Source organism: Streptomyces sp. NPDC034111, assembly GCF_055575375.1.
Genome location: NZ_JBVIST010000023.1, coordinates 80452 through 97322, shown reverse-complemented (window position 1 = coordinate 97322; position 16871 = coordinate 80452). Strand labels below are relative to the sequence as shown.

General features: G+C 68.7%; 13 protein-coding genes and 2 pseudogenes. 7 read left to right on the top strand and 8 right to left on the bottom strand.

What is annotated here, in order from left to right:
• Positions 1-21: 21 nt before the first annotated feature.
• The gene (locus tag ACZ55A_RS33295) at positions 22-921 is read left to right on the top strand and encodes a TauD/TfdA dioxygenase family protein (protein ID WP_468848177.1); all 900 of its coding nucleotides are present in this window, start codon (positions 22-24) and stop codon (positions 919-921) included.
• A 372-nt stretch (positions 922-1293) separates the two neighbouring features.
• The gene (locus ACZ55A_RS33290; RefSeq protein ID WP_468848174.1) at positions 1294-1821 is read left to right on the top strand and encodes a GNAT family N-acetyltransferase; all 528 of its coding nucleotides are present in this window, start codon (positions 1294-1296) and stop codon (positions 1819-1821) included.
• Between the two features lie 478 nt (positions 1822-2299).
• Here ACZ55A_RS33290 and ACZ55A_RS33285 read toward each other — a convergent pair whose 3' ends face one another.
• The 4 genes from ACZ55A_RS33285 to ACZ55A_RS33270 form a co-directional block, all read right to left on the bottom strand.
• Positions 2300-3427, bottom strand: coding sequence for a Gfo/Idh/MocA family protein (locus ACZ55A_RS33285; RefSeq protein WP_468848171.1), 1128 nt, complete (start codon positions 3425-3427; stop codon positions 2300-2302).
• Entirely contained in the window at positions 3424-4191 is a 768-nt protein-coding gene (locus ACZ55A_RS33280) for a sugar phosphate isomerase/epimerase family protein (protein WP_468848168.1), read from the bottom strand. The genes ACZ55A_RS33285 and ACZ55A_RS33280 overlap by 4 nt, the downstream gene beginning before the upstream one ends.
• Before the next feature lie 147 nt (positions 4192-4338).
• A complete protein-coding gene (locus tag ACZ55A_RS33275; RefSeq protein WP_468848165.1) occupies positions 4339-5259 on the bottom strand; it encodes a sugar phosphate isomerase/epimerase family protein in 921 nt (306 codons plus the stop codon).
• Positions 5256-6434, bottom strand: coding sequence for a Gfo/Idh/MocA family protein (locus ACZ55A_RS33270; RefSeq protein WP_468848162.1), 1179 nt, complete (start codon positions 6432-6434; stop codon positions 5256-5258). The genes ACZ55A_RS33275 and ACZ55A_RS33270 overlap by 4 nt, the downstream gene beginning before the upstream one ends.
• 316 nt (positions 6435-6750) lie before the next feature.
• Here ACZ55A_RS33270 and ACZ55A_RS33265 point away from each other — a divergent pair, with 316 nt between their 5' ends.
• Both ACZ55A_RS33265 and ACZ55A_RS33260 read left to right on the top strand, forming a co-directional pair.
• The gene (locus ACZ55A_RS33265; protein WP_468848159.1) at positions 6751-7992 is read left to right on the top strand and encodes an ROK family transcriptional regulator; all 1242 of its coding nucleotides are present in this window, start codon (positions 6751-6753) and stop codon (positions 7990-7992) included.
• Between the two features lie 25 nt (positions 7993-8017).
• Positions 8018-9055 (top strand): annotated as a pseudogene (locus tag ACZ55A_RS33260) (transposase); the annotation flags it as partial.
• A gap of 76 nt (positions 9056-9131) precedes the next feature.
• Here ACZ55A_RS33260 and ACZ55A_RS33255 read toward each other — a convergent pair.
• From ACZ55A_RS33255 to ACZ55A_RS33245, 3 genes and pseudogenes are all read right to left on the bottom strand, one after another.
• On the bottom strand, positions 9132-10028 hold the full coding sequence (locus tag ACZ55A_RS33255) for a RibD family protein (RefSeq protein ID WP_468848157.1): 897 nt from the start codon (positions 10026-10028) through the stop codon (positions 9132-9134).
• Complete coding sequence (folE, locus tag ACZ55A_RS33250; RefSeq protein ID WP_468848154.1) at positions 10021-10734, bottom strand: GTP cyclohydrolase I; 714 nt, start codon at positions 10732-10734, stop codon at positions 10021-10023. The genes ACZ55A_RS33255 and folE overlap by 8 nt, the downstream gene beginning before the upstream one ends.
• Positions 10735-10832: 98 nt before the next feature.
• Positions 10833-11290 (bottom strand): annotated as a pseudogene (locus ACZ55A_RS33245) (Crp/Fnr family transcriptional regulator).
• Between the two features lie 518 nt (positions 11291-11808).
• Here ACZ55A_RS33245 and ACZ55A_RS33240 point away from each other — a divergent pair.
• The 3 genes from ACZ55A_RS33240 (at position 11809) to ACZ55A_RS33230 (ending at position 14777) form a co-directional block, all read left to right on the top strand.
• Positions 11809-12171, top strand: a complete 363-nt coding sequence (locus ACZ55A_RS33240; protein WP_381399752.1) for a DUF488 domain-containing protein — start codon at positions 11809-11811, stop codon at positions 12169-12171.
• 225 nt (positions 12172-12396) lie between these two features.
• Complete coding sequence (gene tal / locus ACZ55A_RS33235; protein ID WP_468848151.1) at positions 12397-13518, top strand: transaldolase; 1122 nt, start codon at positions 12397-12399, stop codon at positions 13516-13518.
• Between the two features lie 2 nt (positions 13519-13520).
• Positions 13521-14777, top strand: coding sequence for an NAD(P)/FAD-dependent oxidoreductase (locus tag ACZ55A_RS33230; RefSeq protein WP_468848148.1), 1257 nt, complete (start codon positions 13521-13523; stop codon positions 14775-14777).
• A gap of 480 nt (positions 14778-15257) precedes the next feature.
• On the opposite strand, the gene ACZ55A_RS33225 is transcribed toward ACZ55A_RS33230, so the two are convergent.
• Positions 15258-16496, bottom strand: coding sequence for an ROK family protein (locus ACZ55A_RS33225; RefSeq protein ID WP_468848145.1), 1239 nt, complete (start codon positions 16494-16496; stop codon positions 15258-15260).
• Positions 16497-16871 lie beyond the last annotated feature (375 nt).

The following is a 16871-nucleotide window of genomic DNA, read 5'->3' as shown; positions in this document are numbered from 1 at the left end:
ACTCCTGAAAGGAACGCGCACATGAGCACCAGCACAGGCTTCGACATCCGCCGGATCGGCGGACGCATCGGCGCCGAGATCGTCGGCGTTGACCTCTCCGCCGCCCTCGACCCGGCGATCGTCACCGAGATCAACACGGCTCTGCTGGAACACAAGGCGCTCGTCTTCCGCGGCCAGCAGCTGGACGACGCCGGGCAGCTGCGGTTCGCCTCCCTCTTCGGCGAACTCACCACCGCCCACCCCACCGTCCCGTCCGTGGACGGGCAGCCCAACGTCCTGCCCGTGGACGGGGACGAGGGCATCCGCGCCAACCACTGGCACACCGACGTCACCTTCGTCCGCACACCCCCGAAGGCGTCGACCCTGCGCAGCATCGTTGTCCCGCCCTATGGCGGCAACACGCTGATCGCCAACGCGGCCGCGGCCTACCAGGACCTGCCCGAGCCGCTGCGCGAGCTGGCGGACAAGCTGTGGGCGGTGCACACCAACGACTACGACTACGCGGCCCCGAAGAGCGACAAGGCGGCCGAGCACCGCAAGCAATTCGTCTCACGCAAGTACCGCACCGCCCACCCGGTGGTACGCGTGCACCCCGATACGGGGGAGCGCGGCCTGTTCATCGGCGGCTTCGCGCAGACCATCGAGGGCCTCGGCCCCTCCGAATCCCGGGACCTGCTGCGCATCTTCCAGTCGTACGTGACGCGGCCGGAGAACATCGTCCGAGTGGCCTGGACACCGGGCGACCTCGTCCTGTTCGACAACCGCATCACCCAGCACTACGCCCCCGACGACTTCGGCGACCTGCCGCGCCTGCTGCACCGGGTGACCGTCGCCGGGGACGCTCCGGTGGGCATCGACGGCACCTCCAGCCGCGCCATCGAGGGCGGTGACGCCGGCCACTACACACCCGCCGTGGCCTGACGCCCATGGGCCCGCCGGCCGCCGAGGTCCCCGCGCCCACCTACGGGTCGAGGTAGGCGCGGGGGGCGGCGCCAGTATGCGGCGCCGAATCCGTCCACGCAGTCATGGCGGACGGACCGGATCCTGGCGCGCCCCGCCGAGCAGATCGTCCAGCTGGTCGGTCGGGTTGGCGCGGGTGTCGTCGAACGCGGCTGCCTCTGGGAGGTGGTCCCGGACGAGCCAGCACCGGTCGCGGAAGATGCGCTGGTCCCACGTCAGGATGGCGATGCGGCGGCGGGCGACCCTGCGCGGTTCGCGGATTCCGGCTGCCAGGTCGGCCCAGTGGTGGACGGCTGCGTTTGGTCAACGTCGGCCATTGAGATACTTCCGGCCATGGGTACGAGTGCCAGGGCGGACGGGATACGGCCGGGGCGGGCGGCGCCGGGGATCGGGTCGGGCCGGCCCGTGGAATGGGCGCTGCGTCCCGCGGAGCCGGCGGATGTCGAGGCGATCGCAGAGCTGCGGGCGACGGTGATGCGCCCGGACCTGGAGCGGTTGGGACGGTTCGACGAGCATCGGGTCCGGCAGCGGCTGCGGGATTCCTTCTCCCCGCAGCACACATCGGTCATCATGGCCGACGGCGCCTTCGCGGGCTGCGTCACCGTGCGCCCGGCCGAGGAGGGACGATGGCTGGAGCATTTCTATCTCGCTCCGGGCATGCAGGGCCGGGGACTCGGATCGGCTGTCCTGCGAACACTGCTGGAGCGGACCGATGCCGACGGCGTGCTCGTCCGCCTGAATGTCCTACAGGGCAGCGCTGCCCGGCGGCTGTACGAGCGCCACGGGTTCACCGCGGAGGTTCAGGACCCGATCGACGTCTACATGGTGCGACGGCCGGGTGCGGGCTCCCTCGGAACGTGAAGAGGATTGCGGGTGTTCATGGGGTGTGTCGTCCGTATGAGCCCGTGCCGCGCGAACGCCGAGCACAGGGGTGTAGGCACAGGTCAGGGCCTTGTGGCCCAGGAGCGTCAATGCTGTTGGTGAGACGCGTGTGATATCGCGTGAGAGGTGAGGAACCCCCGTCGTCTTGCCGGCGGGGGTTCCTGCGTTCGGGGACGGGCCTGGTGAGGTGTTCGTACGGTCTTGCTGTGCTCCGGCTCGCCGACTTCGACTGCGCGGGGAGGGCGGTGGTGGCGACGCGGATGCTCGTAGGGCTCTACGGGGCGCCCTGCAACTCGTGGTTCTGTTCGGGCATTTCGGATTCTCGGTTCTCAAGACGGCGCTGTTTACGCACGCTCGCCGGTCTTGTACTCGCCGAAGACCTTGCCGGTGCCAACATTCAGGGCGGCGAACAGGTTGGAACCAGTCCAGATCACGTAATGACGACGGGATCACGACACTAGAGGTGTTGGGCCGTCGGGTCCCAGTCCTCGGGGAGGGCTGCGGAGACGGGCGCGGAGCTTTCGACGTCGGCGAAGGCGCCGGATTCGATCGACTCGGACATCGAGACCATGGTGTCCAGGACGTGGTAGGCCAGGTTGCCGGTGGCGCGGTGCGGGATTCCGGCGCGGATGGACCGGGCCATGTCCAGTACGCCCATGCCGCGGCCGTTCGCCGGGCCCGTGGTCGGAACCACCGTCCAGTCCTCGTCCCCGGCCCGCCAGAGCCGGACGACGCCGTCGAAGTTGTTCGGGTCCGGCAGCGAGATGGTGGCCTCCGTGCCGGTGATTTCCACGACGCCCGCCCGTGGCTGGGGGGATTCGAAGCTGAAGAGGCTGTGCGAGGTCTGGCCGCCTTCGAACTGGGCCATGGCACTGACATGGGTGGGGACCTCGACGGCGAATTCCTCTCCGGCCCTGGGTCCGGAGCCGATGACCCGGACCTCCTTGGCCTTGGACCCGACTGCTGCCACCTTGCGCACGGACCCGAAGGTTTGGACCAGCGCGGTGAGGTAGTACGGGCCCATGTCGAACAGGGGTCCCGCCCCATGCTGGAAGAGGAACGCGGGGTTGGGGTGCCAGGCTTCCGGTCCGGGGACCTGGAACGTTGTCGTCGCCGTCAACGGCGTGCCGATGTCACCGCGTTCAATGGTCCGCCGGGCAGTCTGGAGTCCGGCGCCCAGGAAGGTATCGGGGGCGCAGCCCAGCCTGAGGCCCGCGGCGTCGGCCGCCTTCAGCAGGCTCAGTCCGGACTCGCGGTCCAGGGAGAACGGCTTCTCCGACCAGACGTGCTTGCCGGCCTTGACGGCGGCAGAGGCCACCTCCACGTGCGCGGCAGGAATGGTCAGGTTCACGATGATCTCGACGTCGGGATGGTTCAGCGCCGCCTCCACGCCCCCCGATTCTCCGATGCCGTACTCCCTTGCCCGGGCTGCCGCCGCGTCCTCGAAGAGGTCAGCGACGACGTGGACCTTCAGATCCGGGAAGACGGTGAGGTTGTCCAGGTACTCCTTGCTGATGTTGCCGGCACCGATGACGGCGACGCCGACGGGTCCGCGGCCGGATTCCGGTATCCGTACGGTGCTCATGCGCGCACATCCTGACCGGAAGGAGCCGCCTGGCCGGCGGGGGTCTGCAGGAAGGCCAGGCTTTCGGTGATGCCCTCGAAGATGTCTCCGGCGTAGTCGTCGAACTCCACCACGCCCACCTCCAGGGACGTGGCGGCGCCGATGACGTCCCGCACGGGGATGGTGCCTTGGCCGGCAGGCTGCTGGGCCTTGGTGTCGGTGGTGGCCGGGCCGTCCTTGATGTGGATGAACCTCACACGGTCACCCAGGCGGGCCAGTAGCTCCACCGGGTCCTGGCCGCCCACGGCAGCCCAGTACGTGTCCACTTCAAGAACCACCCCGGGGTCGAGCAGTGCCGCGAAGTACTCCAGGGCGGTCTGGCCTTCGATGGTGGACTCCAACTCCCAGGCATGGTTGTGGTAGCCCACGCGAATGCCGTGTTCAGCCCCCTTTTTGGCAGCCTGGTTGAACTTGGCTGCGGTGGCCTGGACATCTTCCGCCCTCAGCCATTCCTCGGCTGGCACATAGGGGTCGATGACGGTGCTGATGCCCAATCCCTTGGCCGCCGCGAAGATTTCATCCTGGTCCTGGCTCAGCAGCGGGGCATGGCCGGACGGGGCCGTGAGGCCGTTCGCCACCAAGGCCGCGCCGAGTTCTTCGGCGGTGTCAACGAAGTCGTACGCCTCCACCTGGGTGAAGCCGATCGCGGCAACTCTGGCAAGGGTCCCCGGCAGGTCCGCCTCAAGGGCGTTGCGCAGGGTGTAGAGCTGGATTGAATAAGACATGGCAGACTCCTGGCGGGTGGGAAAGCGTAGTGTCAGCGGCTGTTGGCTGCGGGGCCTGGGTCATCGGCCGGCGAGGAATCCGCCGATGAACAAGGGAGAATCAAGCATCCGAGGGTGTCGACTCCCCTTCGATCCGGAGTCACGGAGTCATGGCGTCATCAGGGGGCGCAGTGTCCTGTGGGCGATCTGGAGGCCTTGCTTCACCTTCTCGGGGGTGCCGCCCCAGATCGGGTCTTCGTGTTCGACGGAGACCGTGCCGGTGTACCCGAGTTCGTGGAACCGGTCGATGATCCGGCGCCAGTCGACCTCACCGAGGCCGGGCACGCGGTAGCGCCACCAGCCCATCTCCCACGGGTTGTCGCCCTTGTTGACGGTGCCGTAGAAGCCGAACCGGTTGCGCTTGCCGGGGAATGTCTGCACGTCCTTGGCCTGCGTGTGGACGATCCGGTCGAGGTACGGCTCGATGGTCTCAAGGGGGTCGATGCCGATCCAGGTGAGGTGGGAGGGGTCCCAGTTGAGGTAGAAGCCGAGCGCGAACATCCACTCCCACAGTTCGGGAGAGTAGGCGAGGTTGCCCGGGTAACCGTCTGGGTGCCATCCCTCCATGACGCAGTTCTCGATCACGATCTTGACCCCGCGCTCTCGTGCGTAGTCCACCAACTCGGGGAGGACCTTTTCTCCTTCGCGCAGGTTGTCCGCGACGCTGAGCCGCGGGTCGCGCCCGATGAACGTGCCGACCGACTCCACACCGAGTCGCGCCGCCGCATCGATCACATGCTTGAGGTGGGTACGGATCGCCTGGCGAGTGGCGGGGTCGGGGTGCAGGTTGTTCTCGTAGTAGGCCAGGGAGCTGATCTCCAGGCCGGTGCGATGTATCAGCTCGCGGGTGGCGCGTTCGTCGGCCTCCGAGAAGGTCGCGACGGGCAGGTGGGAGGCTTCGAAGTCGCGGCCGCCAATGCCTGGCCACACCGCGACCTCGAGGGCCTCATAGCCCTCGCGAGCGGCCCAGTTGGCGATCTCCTCGAGGGACTGGCCGGGCAGGCAGGCTGTCAGGAATCCAAGCTTCATCGCGTACGTCCTTGTGGGCGGGGGCTGGTGCAGTCGGGGACGGTGTTCCACGCCCGCTGGCTCGCCGAGGCCATGACCGCATCGACGATGTGGGCGGACCGCAGGCCGTCGACCATGGTGGGCAAGCCGTCGGGATCCTCGCCGCGGATGGCGGCGTACGTGTCGTGCAGAAAGTTCTCGAAGCATTCGAGATACCCCTGGGGGTGTCCCGCGGGAACGATCGAGAGCCGGGCCGCATCGAAGGCGTTGGCGGAGGGATCGCGCATGACCGTCTCGGTGCGGTTCTGATAGCCGAGCCACAGGGATTCCGGCAGCTCCTGGTCGAAGACTGCGCTGGCGTCGGCGCCGTCGAGCTCGAACCACAGACGGTTCTTCCGGCCGGCCGAGACCTGCGAGACGGTTGCCGAGACGAGGACTCCGTCGGTCGTCCGCCCCAGAACCCCGAGTGCGTCCTCCGTCGTGACCGGGACGCGGCCGGAGTCCGCTGCCTTGGCCGAGAACGACGGTCCTCCGGCGCTTGGGCGCTCGGCGACGGTGGTGGTGGTCTCGGCGAGGACCTCGGCGAGGCGGATGTCGGCCACCCACTCCACCAGGTCGAACCAGTGTGAGCCGATGTCCGCGAAGGCCCTCGAGGAGCCACCGGCTGCCGGGTCCACCCGCCAACTGGTCCTCTCCGGAGAGAGCAGCCAGTCCTGAAGGTACGAACCGTGCACCAGCTGCCAGGCGCCGAAGTCGCCGGCCGTGACCCGGGCCCGCAGCTCACGGACCATGGGGTGGTAGCGGTAGACAAAGGGGACGGTGGCGATCCGTTCCGATGTCATGGCTGCATCGGCGAGGAGCTGGGCATCGGCCGCCGATGTGGCGATGGGCTTCTCGCACACCACGTGCTTGCCCGCCTGCAACGCGGCGCCTGCCTGCGTGACATGCAGGAAGTTCGGTGTGCAGATGTGGACGACGTCGATGCTGTCGTCATTCAGGACGGCATCGACGTCGGGGTAGGCGACGTCGACCTGCCACTTGTCCGCTGCCGCCAGGCTCCGATCGGGCGAGGAGGCCAGGACGCCGGCCACCTCCGCGCCGGCCGCGCGGGCACTGCGGAGGTGGACGCCTCCGATCATCCCCGCGCCGAGGACTGCCACCCGCAACCGTGGTGTGCGCCGGCGCTGTCCGGCCATATGGCCCCCTGGCCGAGGCTCGCTCAGAGAAAGAGGCTCGCTCATAGAGAAGGGGTGCCCAGTCGGGGCAGTCATGCATGGTCCTTTCGGAACGACGTGATGCGGCCGTGTTGCTTTGGCCAGGACGACCTCGCAGCCACCGGTCCGCATCTGTCGGGGGAACCCGCGGTGGCCAACCTCATCCGCTGCTGACGATATTTGGCTCTCTTCCAGCATGGAAGGCTCTGAATATTGTTGTTTCTGAAATATTCCTGCCGTAATTTGGGTTATCCTCGTGCACTTGGATTCACCGGCGTAGACCTTTCGGGGGGTAGACGTGGTAGCAAGACTGGGCGCACCGAGCAGTGGCTCACGGCAGGACGGCGACGCTGTCATCAGCCTGATCGCCCGGCTGGTGGCAGCTGGTGAAGCGGCCCATCGCCTGGACCTGTCCCGGGCCACCGGGTTGTCGCGGTCCTCGGTCCATCAGCAGGTGCAGCGGCTGATGGATGCCGGTCTGCTGCACGGGGATGACGCCCCCACCAGCGGGAGAGGCCGGCCGGCGCTGCGTCTGACCCTCGACGGGGACGCGGGCGTGGTGCTGATCGCCGATGTCGCCGCCTTCACGGTGCGTTGTGTGGTGGCGGATCTGACCCAGCAGGTGCTGGCTGACCGGACCGTGCCCTGGCGCGTCGCCGACGGCCCGGAGCTCACGGTCCCGCTGCTGGTGGAGCAGTTCACCGAACTGCTTCACCAGCAGCGGGTCCCACCAGGCCGGCCCCGGGTCCTGGTGATCGGCCTACCGGGCCCCGTGGACGTCGCGCGGGGAATCCCCGTCCGTCCTCCGATCATGCCGGGCTGGGACGGCTTCCCGGTGGCCGACCGGCTGGCCGCCGAACTGGACTGCCCTGTCCTGGTGGACAACGACGTCAACCTGATGGCCCTGGGGGAGGCCCGGACGCTGCCGGCCGAGCAACTGCCGCTGTTCTTCGTCACGGTCGGCGCCGGCATCGGGGCCGGACTGGTGCTGGCCGACGGGACGCTCCATCGAGGCGCCGACGGTGCGGCCGGCGACATCGGGCACATCCGCGGCCCCAGTGCCGAGGAAGCGATCTGCCGCTGCGGCAAGGTCGGCTGCGTCGAGGCGGTCGCCTCCACCGCCGCGATGGCCTGGCGGCACGCGTCGGCCGATGCGACCGACGCTCCCGGATCGGCGGCCGGTGCGCCGGGAGACGCAGCGACCATGGAGGCCTTCCTGGACCGGCTGCGCCACGGTATGCCGGACGCGCTGCGGTCCGTCCGCGCCGCGGGCACCGCGCTCGGCGAGGTCATCGCGCTGTGCATCCACATGATCAATCCGCGTCGAGTGGTCATCGCGGGCGATGTCGTCGAAGCGAGCGACGACCTGCTCTCCGAGGTGCGCGGCGTGGTATACCGGCGAGCACTGCCCCTGGCCACCCGTCAGCTGTCGATCACGCACAGCTCGCTGGGCCGGGACGCGTCGGTGGTCGGCGCGATGGTACTCGGCATAGAGCAGCTACTCTCCCCGGCGGAGATCGGGCGCTTTCTGCGGATTTAGCTTGTTTTTAAGCTGTGCGCCGCGGTCGTGCCCGGACCGTTCCTTCTGCCATACGTACGGCCGTGGCGAGGCCAAGCATCAGAAGATGCCCGGCTGGCCGTATTCGGTGGTGGCCGCGCTGGGGACGGGCCGGACCTCATGGACGGCGGTCCTGGATGCGATCCGCCTGGAGCCCGGCGCCGATGTCGCCGCCGTCACCACCGCCCAGGTTCGCGGTGTGGTCGAGCGGCTGATGGTCGACAGCCAGTGGAACGCAGGTGCCCCTGAGATCCTGGTCTCCCTGGACTCCGGATACGACGCACCCCGCATCGCTCACCTGCTGTCGGACCTGCCGGTGCAGGTCCTCGGCCGGCTCCGTTCCGACCGCGCGATGCGGCGGCCGACACCGCCGCGGGTCTGCGACCCCAATGGCGGCCGGCCGCCCTGACACGGCGGCGAGTTCATCTTCGGTGATGAGACGACCTGGGGGGCCGAGCAGGCGGTGACCGTGACCGAGACCCGCCTCTACGGGAAGGCAACCGCACAGGCATGGGACCGGCTGCACCCACGTCTGACCCGCCGGGCTGCCTGGCTCGACCACGACGGCCCGCTGCCGGTCATCGAGGGCGCCATCATCCGCCTGCGAGTCGAGAAGTTAGCAAGCGGTGGTGCGAACAAGCCTGTCTGGTTGTGGTGGTCGGGCACCGGGGCAACCGCCGAAGACGTCGAGCGCTGCTGGCATTCCTTCCTCCGACGCTTTGATCTGGAGCACACGTTTCGCCTGTTCAAGCAGAGCCTGGGCTGGACCAGGCCGCGGCGTCGCAGTTCGGAGGCGGCCGACCGGTGGACATGGCTGGTGACCGCCGCTTATACCCAGTTACGGCTCGCCTGCCCATTGGCGACCGACCTCCGCCGGCCCTGGGAGAAGCCGGCCCCGCCGAACAAATTGACTCCCGCCCGTCCGGCGGGGGTTCAGGAAACTGATGACGTGGGACGAGTCCTCGCCACGGGCCAAGGGTTCAGCTGCCCCACCCACCACAAGGTGGGCACGAAGCCGCGGCGCACAGCTCAAGAAACAAGCTAAGCGTGTGGTACATGCTGTGATGTCGTTACAGAACAGCGAGCCAGCCGACGACCTGAGTGCCCGAATCGGCGCCGCATCAAATGGCCACCGCGGAACGCGGGCCGACGCGTGCGTCTGACGGGCGAAGTCGGTAGCGAAGGAACAGATACGAATTCCGTCGTCGGGCGCTGATCAGATCCATCCATGCCGGTTGCTCTGGAAGCAGTTCGAGTCCGGAGATCAGCCCGGGGCGAGCGGTGTCGGCACGGCCGGCGAGTACCGGGGATGTCGTGAGGAACAGTTCATCCAGCAAGCCCTCACCGAGCAGGTTGCCGATGAGGTGCGGCCCGCCCTCGGTCAGCACCGCGGTGTGTCCGTGAGCGTGTAGAGCCGCGAGTATGTCGATCATACGGAGGGTGGAGCCTTCGCTTGCGGTGAGTACTGTGCACGCTGGCGGCAGGCGTCCGTCCAGTCGGCGGGTGCCGTCCAGGGTGGTGGCCACGAGCGCGCCCGACTGCAGGGCCGGGTGCTCGGTGGGGAGGTCGCCGCTCGCGGTGACCACGACCAGTTCCGGTTGGGTGGCGCGGCCCAGGCTGCGTCGTAGCTCGGCGAAGTCGGGAGCGGCTTGCGGACAAACATGGTCGGGGGTCCACCGGTGGCGGGGTGTGGCTCGCAGTGTGCCGGCTCCGATGAGCACGGCGTCGGCGCATGCGCGCAGCAATCCCATGACGAATCGGTCCGCGGGTTCGCGGCCGCTGATCGCCGAGCCGGAGGAGGGGTATTCGGGGCCGAGGGCTACCACTCCGTCGATGGAGGTGACGAAGTTTGCGTACACGCACGGTGGGGTGAAACCCAGATCGCCGTGGTAGGCCGTGGCGAGCGCCGGAGGCAGGCCGAAGCGGGGCTGCCCTTCTTCCTCGTACAGCAACTCCAGTGGCTCCAACGAGCCTGTCTGTGTTCCGTCGGCAGGCTGCGCGGCGCTGTCCTCAGCCATGTGCGGCCAGGCCCCGCTGGCTGCACAGAGTGAAGAACTCGGCACGCAGCTGCGGATCCTCGTCGTAGGTGCCCCTCCAGTGGGTGGTACGGGTGCTGGACTCGATCTCCCGTACGCCGCGCATCTGCGTGCACAGATGCACCGCTTCCAAGTGGACCGCGACGCCGTGCGGTTGCAGGATCTGCTGCAAGGATTCGGCGAGCTGGCGGCCGATGCGCTCCTGCATCGAGAAGCGGCGGGCGAACAGCCGCACCAGTCTGGTCAGCTTGGACAGGCCGAGGATGTGCTCGTGTGCGATGTAACCGACGTACGCCTTGCCGAAGAACGGCAGAGCGTGGTGCTCACAGAGGGCGAAGAACGGGATAGGTCCTTCGACGATCTGGCTGATCCGGCAGTCCGAACCGCCGTGGCATTCGGTCTCGAAGGCGGTGACCAACTTCTCGTCGCCTTCGTACCCGCTGGTGGCGTCGAAGAGGGCACGCAGGAAGCGGCGGGGTGTGTCTGCCGTGGCTGCTGATCCGGCGGCCAGGCCGAGTGCCTCGAAGATCTCCTTGAGGTAGTCCTCGAACCGCTGCCAATCCTCGGGGGTGATCTGCCGCGGAGACACGGCCGCCCACTCCGCCTCGTCCGTGAGGGGTACCAGCCGTTCCCCCACCATCCCCACGACGGGCGGGGGACCATGCATCTGCGTGACTTGCTCGTTCATATGCGGCCTCAAGAGACGATGAACTTCCATTATCGCCCTGTATGTGCCGGAGTGCTGAGTTTACGGAGGCCTCCTGCGGCCGCACACCGAGTTGCCGGTCAGCGCCTCGGCCCACTGCCAGCTGGCCCGTACGGATCCAGCGGGCGGGTCCGGGTTGACCGAAGCCGGTTCCCGACCACGGTGGCGACACAGCGTGTGATCGTCAGCCCCGGCACCGGATCCTCCTCGATCAGTGTGCGCACCGCCGCCGCGTCGAATTCCGGTGCATGTACCGGGCCGTGTGCCTCGGCGCCGAGCTGCCAGGTGTGCGGCGGGACCAGCCACGACCAGCCGAGCAGTTCACCCTGGCCGACGGCGTCAACGTGGCTGCCCGGCGGCCGGGGACGTGCACGTCGAGAGCAACCAACCCGGTGAGGACGATCCAGAACCGGTCGGCCTTGCTGCCCTCCTCGAAGATGCGGGCGCCCGCGGGGAATGACACGTCGGCCGCGAACTTCAGCAAGCGGTCGTGATCTTCGGGCGAGAGCATGCCCAGCAAATTCGTCGTGGTGGCCATCACGGCCCTCCCGTCCTCAGAGCCAGGGGTTGGCCCGTGCGCGGGTGGACGAGCGGCAGCAGGATATTGACGAGCGCGGTGGTGGCGAACAGGCCGTGGACGAGGCAGAAGGCGCATCCCAGCCACCAGCTGCAGTAGCCGAGGGCCTTGGCGCGGGTCCCTTCGCATGGTGCACCACCGCCATCAAGCGGCGGATGCCCGCGCGCTGGTGGGCTGCGGAGTCCTGGAGGACCGCGTCCGGGGCGAGGCTCGCTATCGGGGCGGCGATCAACAGCACCTTCGAGCACGAGTGCCGTACCACCATCGTCGCGGGGTGCGCGCACTGGTGGCTTGGGACGGGCGGAAGCAGGCTGGGAAGTGCGGACGTTCTCATGCCGGATGTAGACCGCGAATCCTGAACATGGCTGGCTGGTGTGCCGTTCCCTGGTGGACGTCCCTGACTGCTGTGACGTGGGAGCGGGGTAACGGGGCGGCCAGTAGGCAGAACTCAAGTGTGGAATGACCGTGAGGAGCCGCTGATGACATCGGAGCACAAGGTGCAGGTGCGCAGGGCATACGAGGAACCTGAACGGGGAGACGGCACGAGGGTGCTCGTCGACCGGATCTGGCCGCGCGGTCTGACCAAGGCCAAGGCCGGCCTGGACGAGTGGTGCAAGCAGGTCGCCCCGTCCACGCAGTTGCGCAAGTGGTACCACCACGATCCGGACCGCTTCGAGGAGTTCGGGCGCCGCTACCGCAGCGAACTGGAGGATCCGGAGCGTGCGGAGGCGCTTGCTCATCTGCGCGAGTTGGCGAAGCACCGGACACTGACGCTGCTCACCGCGACCAAGCAGCCCGAGATCAGCGAAGCCGAAGTCCTCGCCGGCCTGCTCCGGAGCTGAACTTCGTCGGCGTCCGGCCGGGCCACGGCAGCCGCGCCGCGGTCTGCGATGGGTCCCTGGCCACCGGTGGCGGACGGTCTCGCCCCAGTCCAGCCTGGAGGAAGGCAGGGGTCTCGATGACGGCAGGCCCCGTGACCGGCGCGGTGCGGGCCCGGCCCCAGCGCCGATCCGAGCACCCATCGCATGCGCAGCCTCGGCCGCACGGCGGAGAGGAGAGGCACTGCCATGAATCCGTTGTCCGCACTGAGCGAAGCTGGGGTCTCGATCTGGCTCGATGACCTGAGCCGGGAAAGGCTGGTGTCCCGGAGCCTGGCGAAACTCGTCGAGCATGACCATGTAGTAGGCGTGACCACCAATCCGACGATCTTCGCCAAGGCGATCACACACGGTGAAGAGTACGACCGCCAGATCGGCGACCTGGCGGCCCGTGGAGTGGGGGCTGGTGAGGCGCTGCGGGCGCTGACCACGTTCGACGTGCGGTGGGCGTGCGACGTGCTGCGCCCGGTCTACGACGTGACGGACGGCGTCGACGGGCGCGTCTCGATCGAGGTGGACCCGAGACTCGCGCACGACACGGCGGCGACGCTTGCGGAAGCGCGGGCGCTGTGGTGGCTGGTCGACCGGCCCAACCTGTTCATCAAGATTCCGGCTGCCCGGCAGGGCCTGGGGGCGATCGCCGCGTGCCTGGCCGAGGGGATCAGCATCAACGTCACGCTGATCTTCTCCCTGTCGCGGTACGACCAGGTCATGGACGCCTTCCTCGACGGGATGGAAGGAGCCCGCGCCGCGGGCCGGGAGCTGTCCGCGATCGGATCGGTGGCCTCGTTCTTCGTCTCCCGCGTCGATACCGAGGTCGACGCGCGGCTGGACAAGACCGGCAGCGCGCGGGCGGCCGATCTGCGCGGGCGTGCGGCGATCGCCAATGCACGCCTGGCCTACCAGCACTACGAGCGGGCGTTCTCCTCGTCGCGGTGGAAGGCGCTGGAGGGCGCCGGTGCGCGACCGCAGCGACCGCTGTGGGCCTCGACGTCCGCCAAGGACCCTGCCTACCCTGACACGCGCTATGTCGTCGACCTGGTTGCCCCGGGCGTCGTGAACACCATGCCCGAGGCCACCTTGCGCGCGGTCGCGGACCACGGGCAGGTGCCGGCCGACTCGGTGCGTTCCGGCTACAGCGACGCGCAGCGGGTATTCGACGGGCTGCGGGCGGTCGGTGTGGACTACGACGACGTCGTACAGGCCCTTGAGGACGAGGGTGTGGAGAAGTTCGAGGCCAGCTGGGAGAGGCTCGCCGAACAGCTCTCCGACACTCTCAGCACCGCGCGTCCGCCTCAGACCGGGGGCTGATCATGACTGACAACAGCGCGTATGTGATCGTCGGAGCCAGTCTGGCCGGGGCCAAGGCCGCGCAGGCGGTGCGCGAGGAGGGCTTCGACGGCCCGCTGATCCTTATCGGGGAGGAGAGCGAGCGGCCCTACGAGCGGCCGCCGCTGTCGAAGGGCTACCTGATGGGCAACGACGCCCGGGAGCAGATCTACGTCCACCCGCCCCAGTGGTACGCCGAGAACGACATCGACCTGCGCCTGGGGACGGCGGTCACCGCGCTCGCCCCGGCCCTGCACGAGGTGACACTCGCGGACGGCAGCCGCCTCGGGTACGCCGAGCTGTTGCTGGCCACGGGCTCCTCGCCGCGCCGTCTGCCGGTGCCGGGCGCGGGCCTGGACGGGGTGCTGTATCTGCGCACGGTCGAGGACAGCGACCGGATCAAGGACGCCTTCTCCTCCGCCTCACGGGTGGCGGTCGTCGGGGCCGGCTGGATCGGCCTGGAGACCGCTGCCGCGGCCCGCGCCGCCGGTGTGGAGGTCACCGTGCTGGAGAGGGCCGAGCTGCCGTTGCTGGGTGTCTTTGGCCGCGAGGTCGCCCAGGTCTTCGCGGACCTGCACCGTGACCACGGGGTGGATCTGCGTTTCGGCGCGCAGGTCGCCGAACTCACCGGCAGTGCGGGGACCGTCGACGGGGTGCGGCTGTCCGACGGTACCCGCATCGACGCGGACGTGGTCATCGTCGGCATCGGCATCGTCCCCAACACCGGGCTCGCCCAGGCCGCGGGTCTTCAGGTCGACAACGGCATTCTCACCGACGAGCGGCTGGGCACCTCCGCACCCGGCGTCTACGCCGCGGGGGATGTCGCCAACGCCTTCCATCCCCTGCTGGACCGGCGCATCCGCGTGGAGCACTGGGCCAACGCGCTGCACCAGCCACAGACCGCCGCCAAGGCGATGCTCGGCCGGGAAGCGGCCTACGACCGGGTGCCGTACTTCTTCTCCGACCAGTACGACCTGGGCATGGAGTACGCCGGATACGCGGAGCCCGGCGGATACGACCAGGTCGTCTTCCGTGGCGATGTCGGCGCACGCGAGTTCATCGCGTTCTGGCTCGCACGCGGCCGGGTGCTGGCAGGCATGAACGTCAACATCTGGGACGTCACCGAACCGATCCAGGCCCTCGTCCGCTCCGGCCAACAGGTTGACACCCGAAAACTCGCCGACCCGCAGGTGCCCATCGACTCGCTCCTGCAACGCCGAGGTGCAACCGACGAGCAGTAGCTCAGGCCGCATGCCGCAACTCAGAGCACCCCGGCAGCAGTTCCGGCTGCCCCTGTCACGGGCGGGAGGGTGGTCCGTGCCTCAAGCCGTTGGAGAGTGCCAGATGGACGACAGTCGCGTGCCCGCTCCGCTGGTCCGATCGTGGTCGGCACGGACGGCTTCCCCGCACGTCCGCCAAGCCGTGCTCTTCGCCCTGCGCGAGGCGCAGGCCGCCTCAACGGCGCCGACGTCTGATTTCGCATCTCGCATGTCCGGTCTGTGCGACTGCTGTACCTGATCTTCTTGCGCGTCCTCGAGTGGTTCGCGTTGCCAGCCGTCGGAGGCTTCGAGGGATGCGGAGATTCTCGTACTACGCCGTCTTGAGGCGCCAGGTCGCTCGGCCGATACCCTCGCGGGCGGAAGGACCGCGATCGCGGGACTGGCTACCGCCCCTTCTGCGAAGCGGCGGTATTACTCTCGCTCATCCTGCTCAGGGCAAGATCACGTCGAAGGCGGATCCTGGCCCTCGGCCCCGAGCACGGAACCAGGAAGCTCGATCTCCAGGGCGTGTTCGAAGACGTGGTCGAGCGCCTGCCGCACCGCCCCGACCGAGACGGCATCCCCGCCCAGCTCGGATGCGACGACGGTGGGTAGCGGTGGGTTCACATAAAGCGGCAGGTCGCGCTCGATGATCTGCAGGACTCCGGTGTACGAGCCGGCGAGGGCCCCTGCGAGCACGATGCGTTCGACGCCGAGGAGTACGGCGAGAACGCTGACGACCCGGGCGAATCGCGCACCGAGGCGTTCGACGACTTCCGCGGCGAGGGGGTCGGCGGCGGCCGCCGCCGCGAAGACGGCCTGGGCGTCGATGTCCTGCGGGTCGAGCTTGCGGAGACTGGATGTGGGGTGGGCCTGCGGGTCACGTACGGCCTCCCGGGCCCAGTCCCGGGCCAGGCCGGCGAGTCCCGAAGTGGACCCCACCCCCTCGACCAGGTCGAGGAAGCCCATCTCGCCGGCGCGGCCGCGCGCCCCTCGCAGGAGGCGGCCGCCCTCCACGATGCCCGCGCCGAGTCGCTCGCCGGTGAGCAGGGTGACGAAGTTCGTCGCCCCGCGTCCGGCGCCCCGCCATCCCTCGGCCAACGCCGCGAGGTTGGCATCGTTGTCGACCAGGACGGTCCAGCCGTGACGTTGGGCCAGCTGCTCGGCGATGTCCGGGTTCATCCGTTCCCAGAACGGGTTGGCGGTCCCGGCCGTGTGTCCGGCGACGTCCACGGGCGCCGGCACTCCGACCGCCACGGCCAGCACCTGCTCGGCCGCCGGCGAGGCCGCCTCCAGTGCCTCGCGGATGGTGCGGCCGAGCACGTCAAGGCGCTCCTTGGCCGGGTGTTCGGGTCCTGAGAAGGTGCAGGAGTGCCGGGCGAGGGTATGCCCCCGCAGGTCGGCGACGGTGGCCATGGCCCGGTGCGCGCCGCAGTCGACGCCCACGACCACTCCGGCCGTGGGGCGGAAGGCGTAGCGCCGGGCGGGGCGGCCCATGCGGTACCCCCCGTGCTCGCGCTGGTTCTCCAGCTCGTGGATCCAGGCCAGTCGCACGAGGTCCTCGCAGACGTCGTGGACGGTCGCCCGGGTCAGGCCCGTTGCGGCCATCAGGTCCGACCCGGTGACGGGGTCGGAGTCCCACATGTGGTGCAGCACCGCCCGGAGGTTCGCTTCCCGGATCTGCCGTGTCGACGCCGACATCTGTTTCCGACCCACCCCTTGACCTCCCGTGAACGTCCGCTCTAGCTTACCTCAAGAAGTAAATCTAGTCTCTATATTTAGTGCCCCATCGGCGACCTCCCCGGAATCGCCTCCCAGGTGAGCTATCTGCGCGACCTCGGTGTGGACGCGGTGGCTCAGCCCCAGAGCATCCTCGTGGCCCACGTCAAGGACACCTTCGCCGGGGACGCCAGGTGTCCGCAGACCTCCCACACACCTCCCACACACCTCCTGAACGGACCTGGCGCCTCGCCGGCGCCTGACCGCGGCCACATGCCATGTGCACAGACGCAGCCGTGCGCGACGTGCCGCGCACAGGGGCCCTGCTCCTCGCACCAGATCACCCAACTCGAATTC

Coding starts and splice junctions, on each gene's coding strand:
- ACZ55A_RS33230 (WP_468848148.1), top strand. CDS start 13,521: ATGACTGACAACAGCGCGTATGTGATCGTCGGAGCCAGTCTGGCCGGG.
- folE (WP_468848154.1), bottom strand. CDS start 10,734: ATGAACGAGCAAGTCACGCAGATGCATGGTCCCCCGCCCGTCGTGGGG.
- ACZ55A_RS33275 (WP_468848165.1), bottom strand. CDS start 5,259: ATGAAGCTTGGATTCCTGACAGCCTGCCTGCCCGGCCAGTCCCTCGAG.
- ACZ55A_RS33280 (WP_468848168.1), bottom strand. CDS start 4,191: ATGTCTTATTCAATCCAGCTCTACACCCTGCGCAACGCCCTTGAGGCG.
- ACZ55A_RS33295 (WP_468848177.1), top strand. CDS start 22: ATGAGCACCAGCACAGGCTTCGACATCCGCCGGATCGGCGGACGCATC.
- ACZ55A_RS33290 (WP_468848174.1), top strand. CDS start 1,294: ATGGGTACGAGTGCCAGGGCGGACGGGATACGGCCGGGGCGGGCGGCG.
- tal (WP_468848151.1), top strand. CDS start 12,397: ATGAATCCGTTGTCCGCACTGAGCGAAGCTGGGGTCTCGATCTGGCTC.
- ACZ55A_RS33285 (WP_468848171.1), bottom strand. CDS start 3,427: ATGAGCACCGTACGGATACCGGAATCCGGCCGCGGACCCGTCGGCGTC.
- ACZ55A_RS33225 (WP_468848145.1), bottom strand. CDS start 16,496: ATGTCGGCGTCGACACGGCAGATCCGGGAAGCGAACCTCCGGGCGGTG.
- ACZ55A_RS33240 (WP_381399752.1), top strand. CDS start 11,809: ATGACATCGGAGCACAAGGTGCAGGTGCGCAGGGCATACGAGGAACCT.
- ACZ55A_RS33255 (WP_468848157.1), bottom strand. CDS start 10,028: ATGGCTGAGGACAGCGCCGCGCAGCCTGCCGACGGAACACAGACAGGC.
- ACZ55A_RS33270 (WP_468848162.1), bottom strand. CDS start 6,434: ATGGCCGGACAGCGCCGGCGCACACCACGGTTGCGGGTGGCAGTCCTC.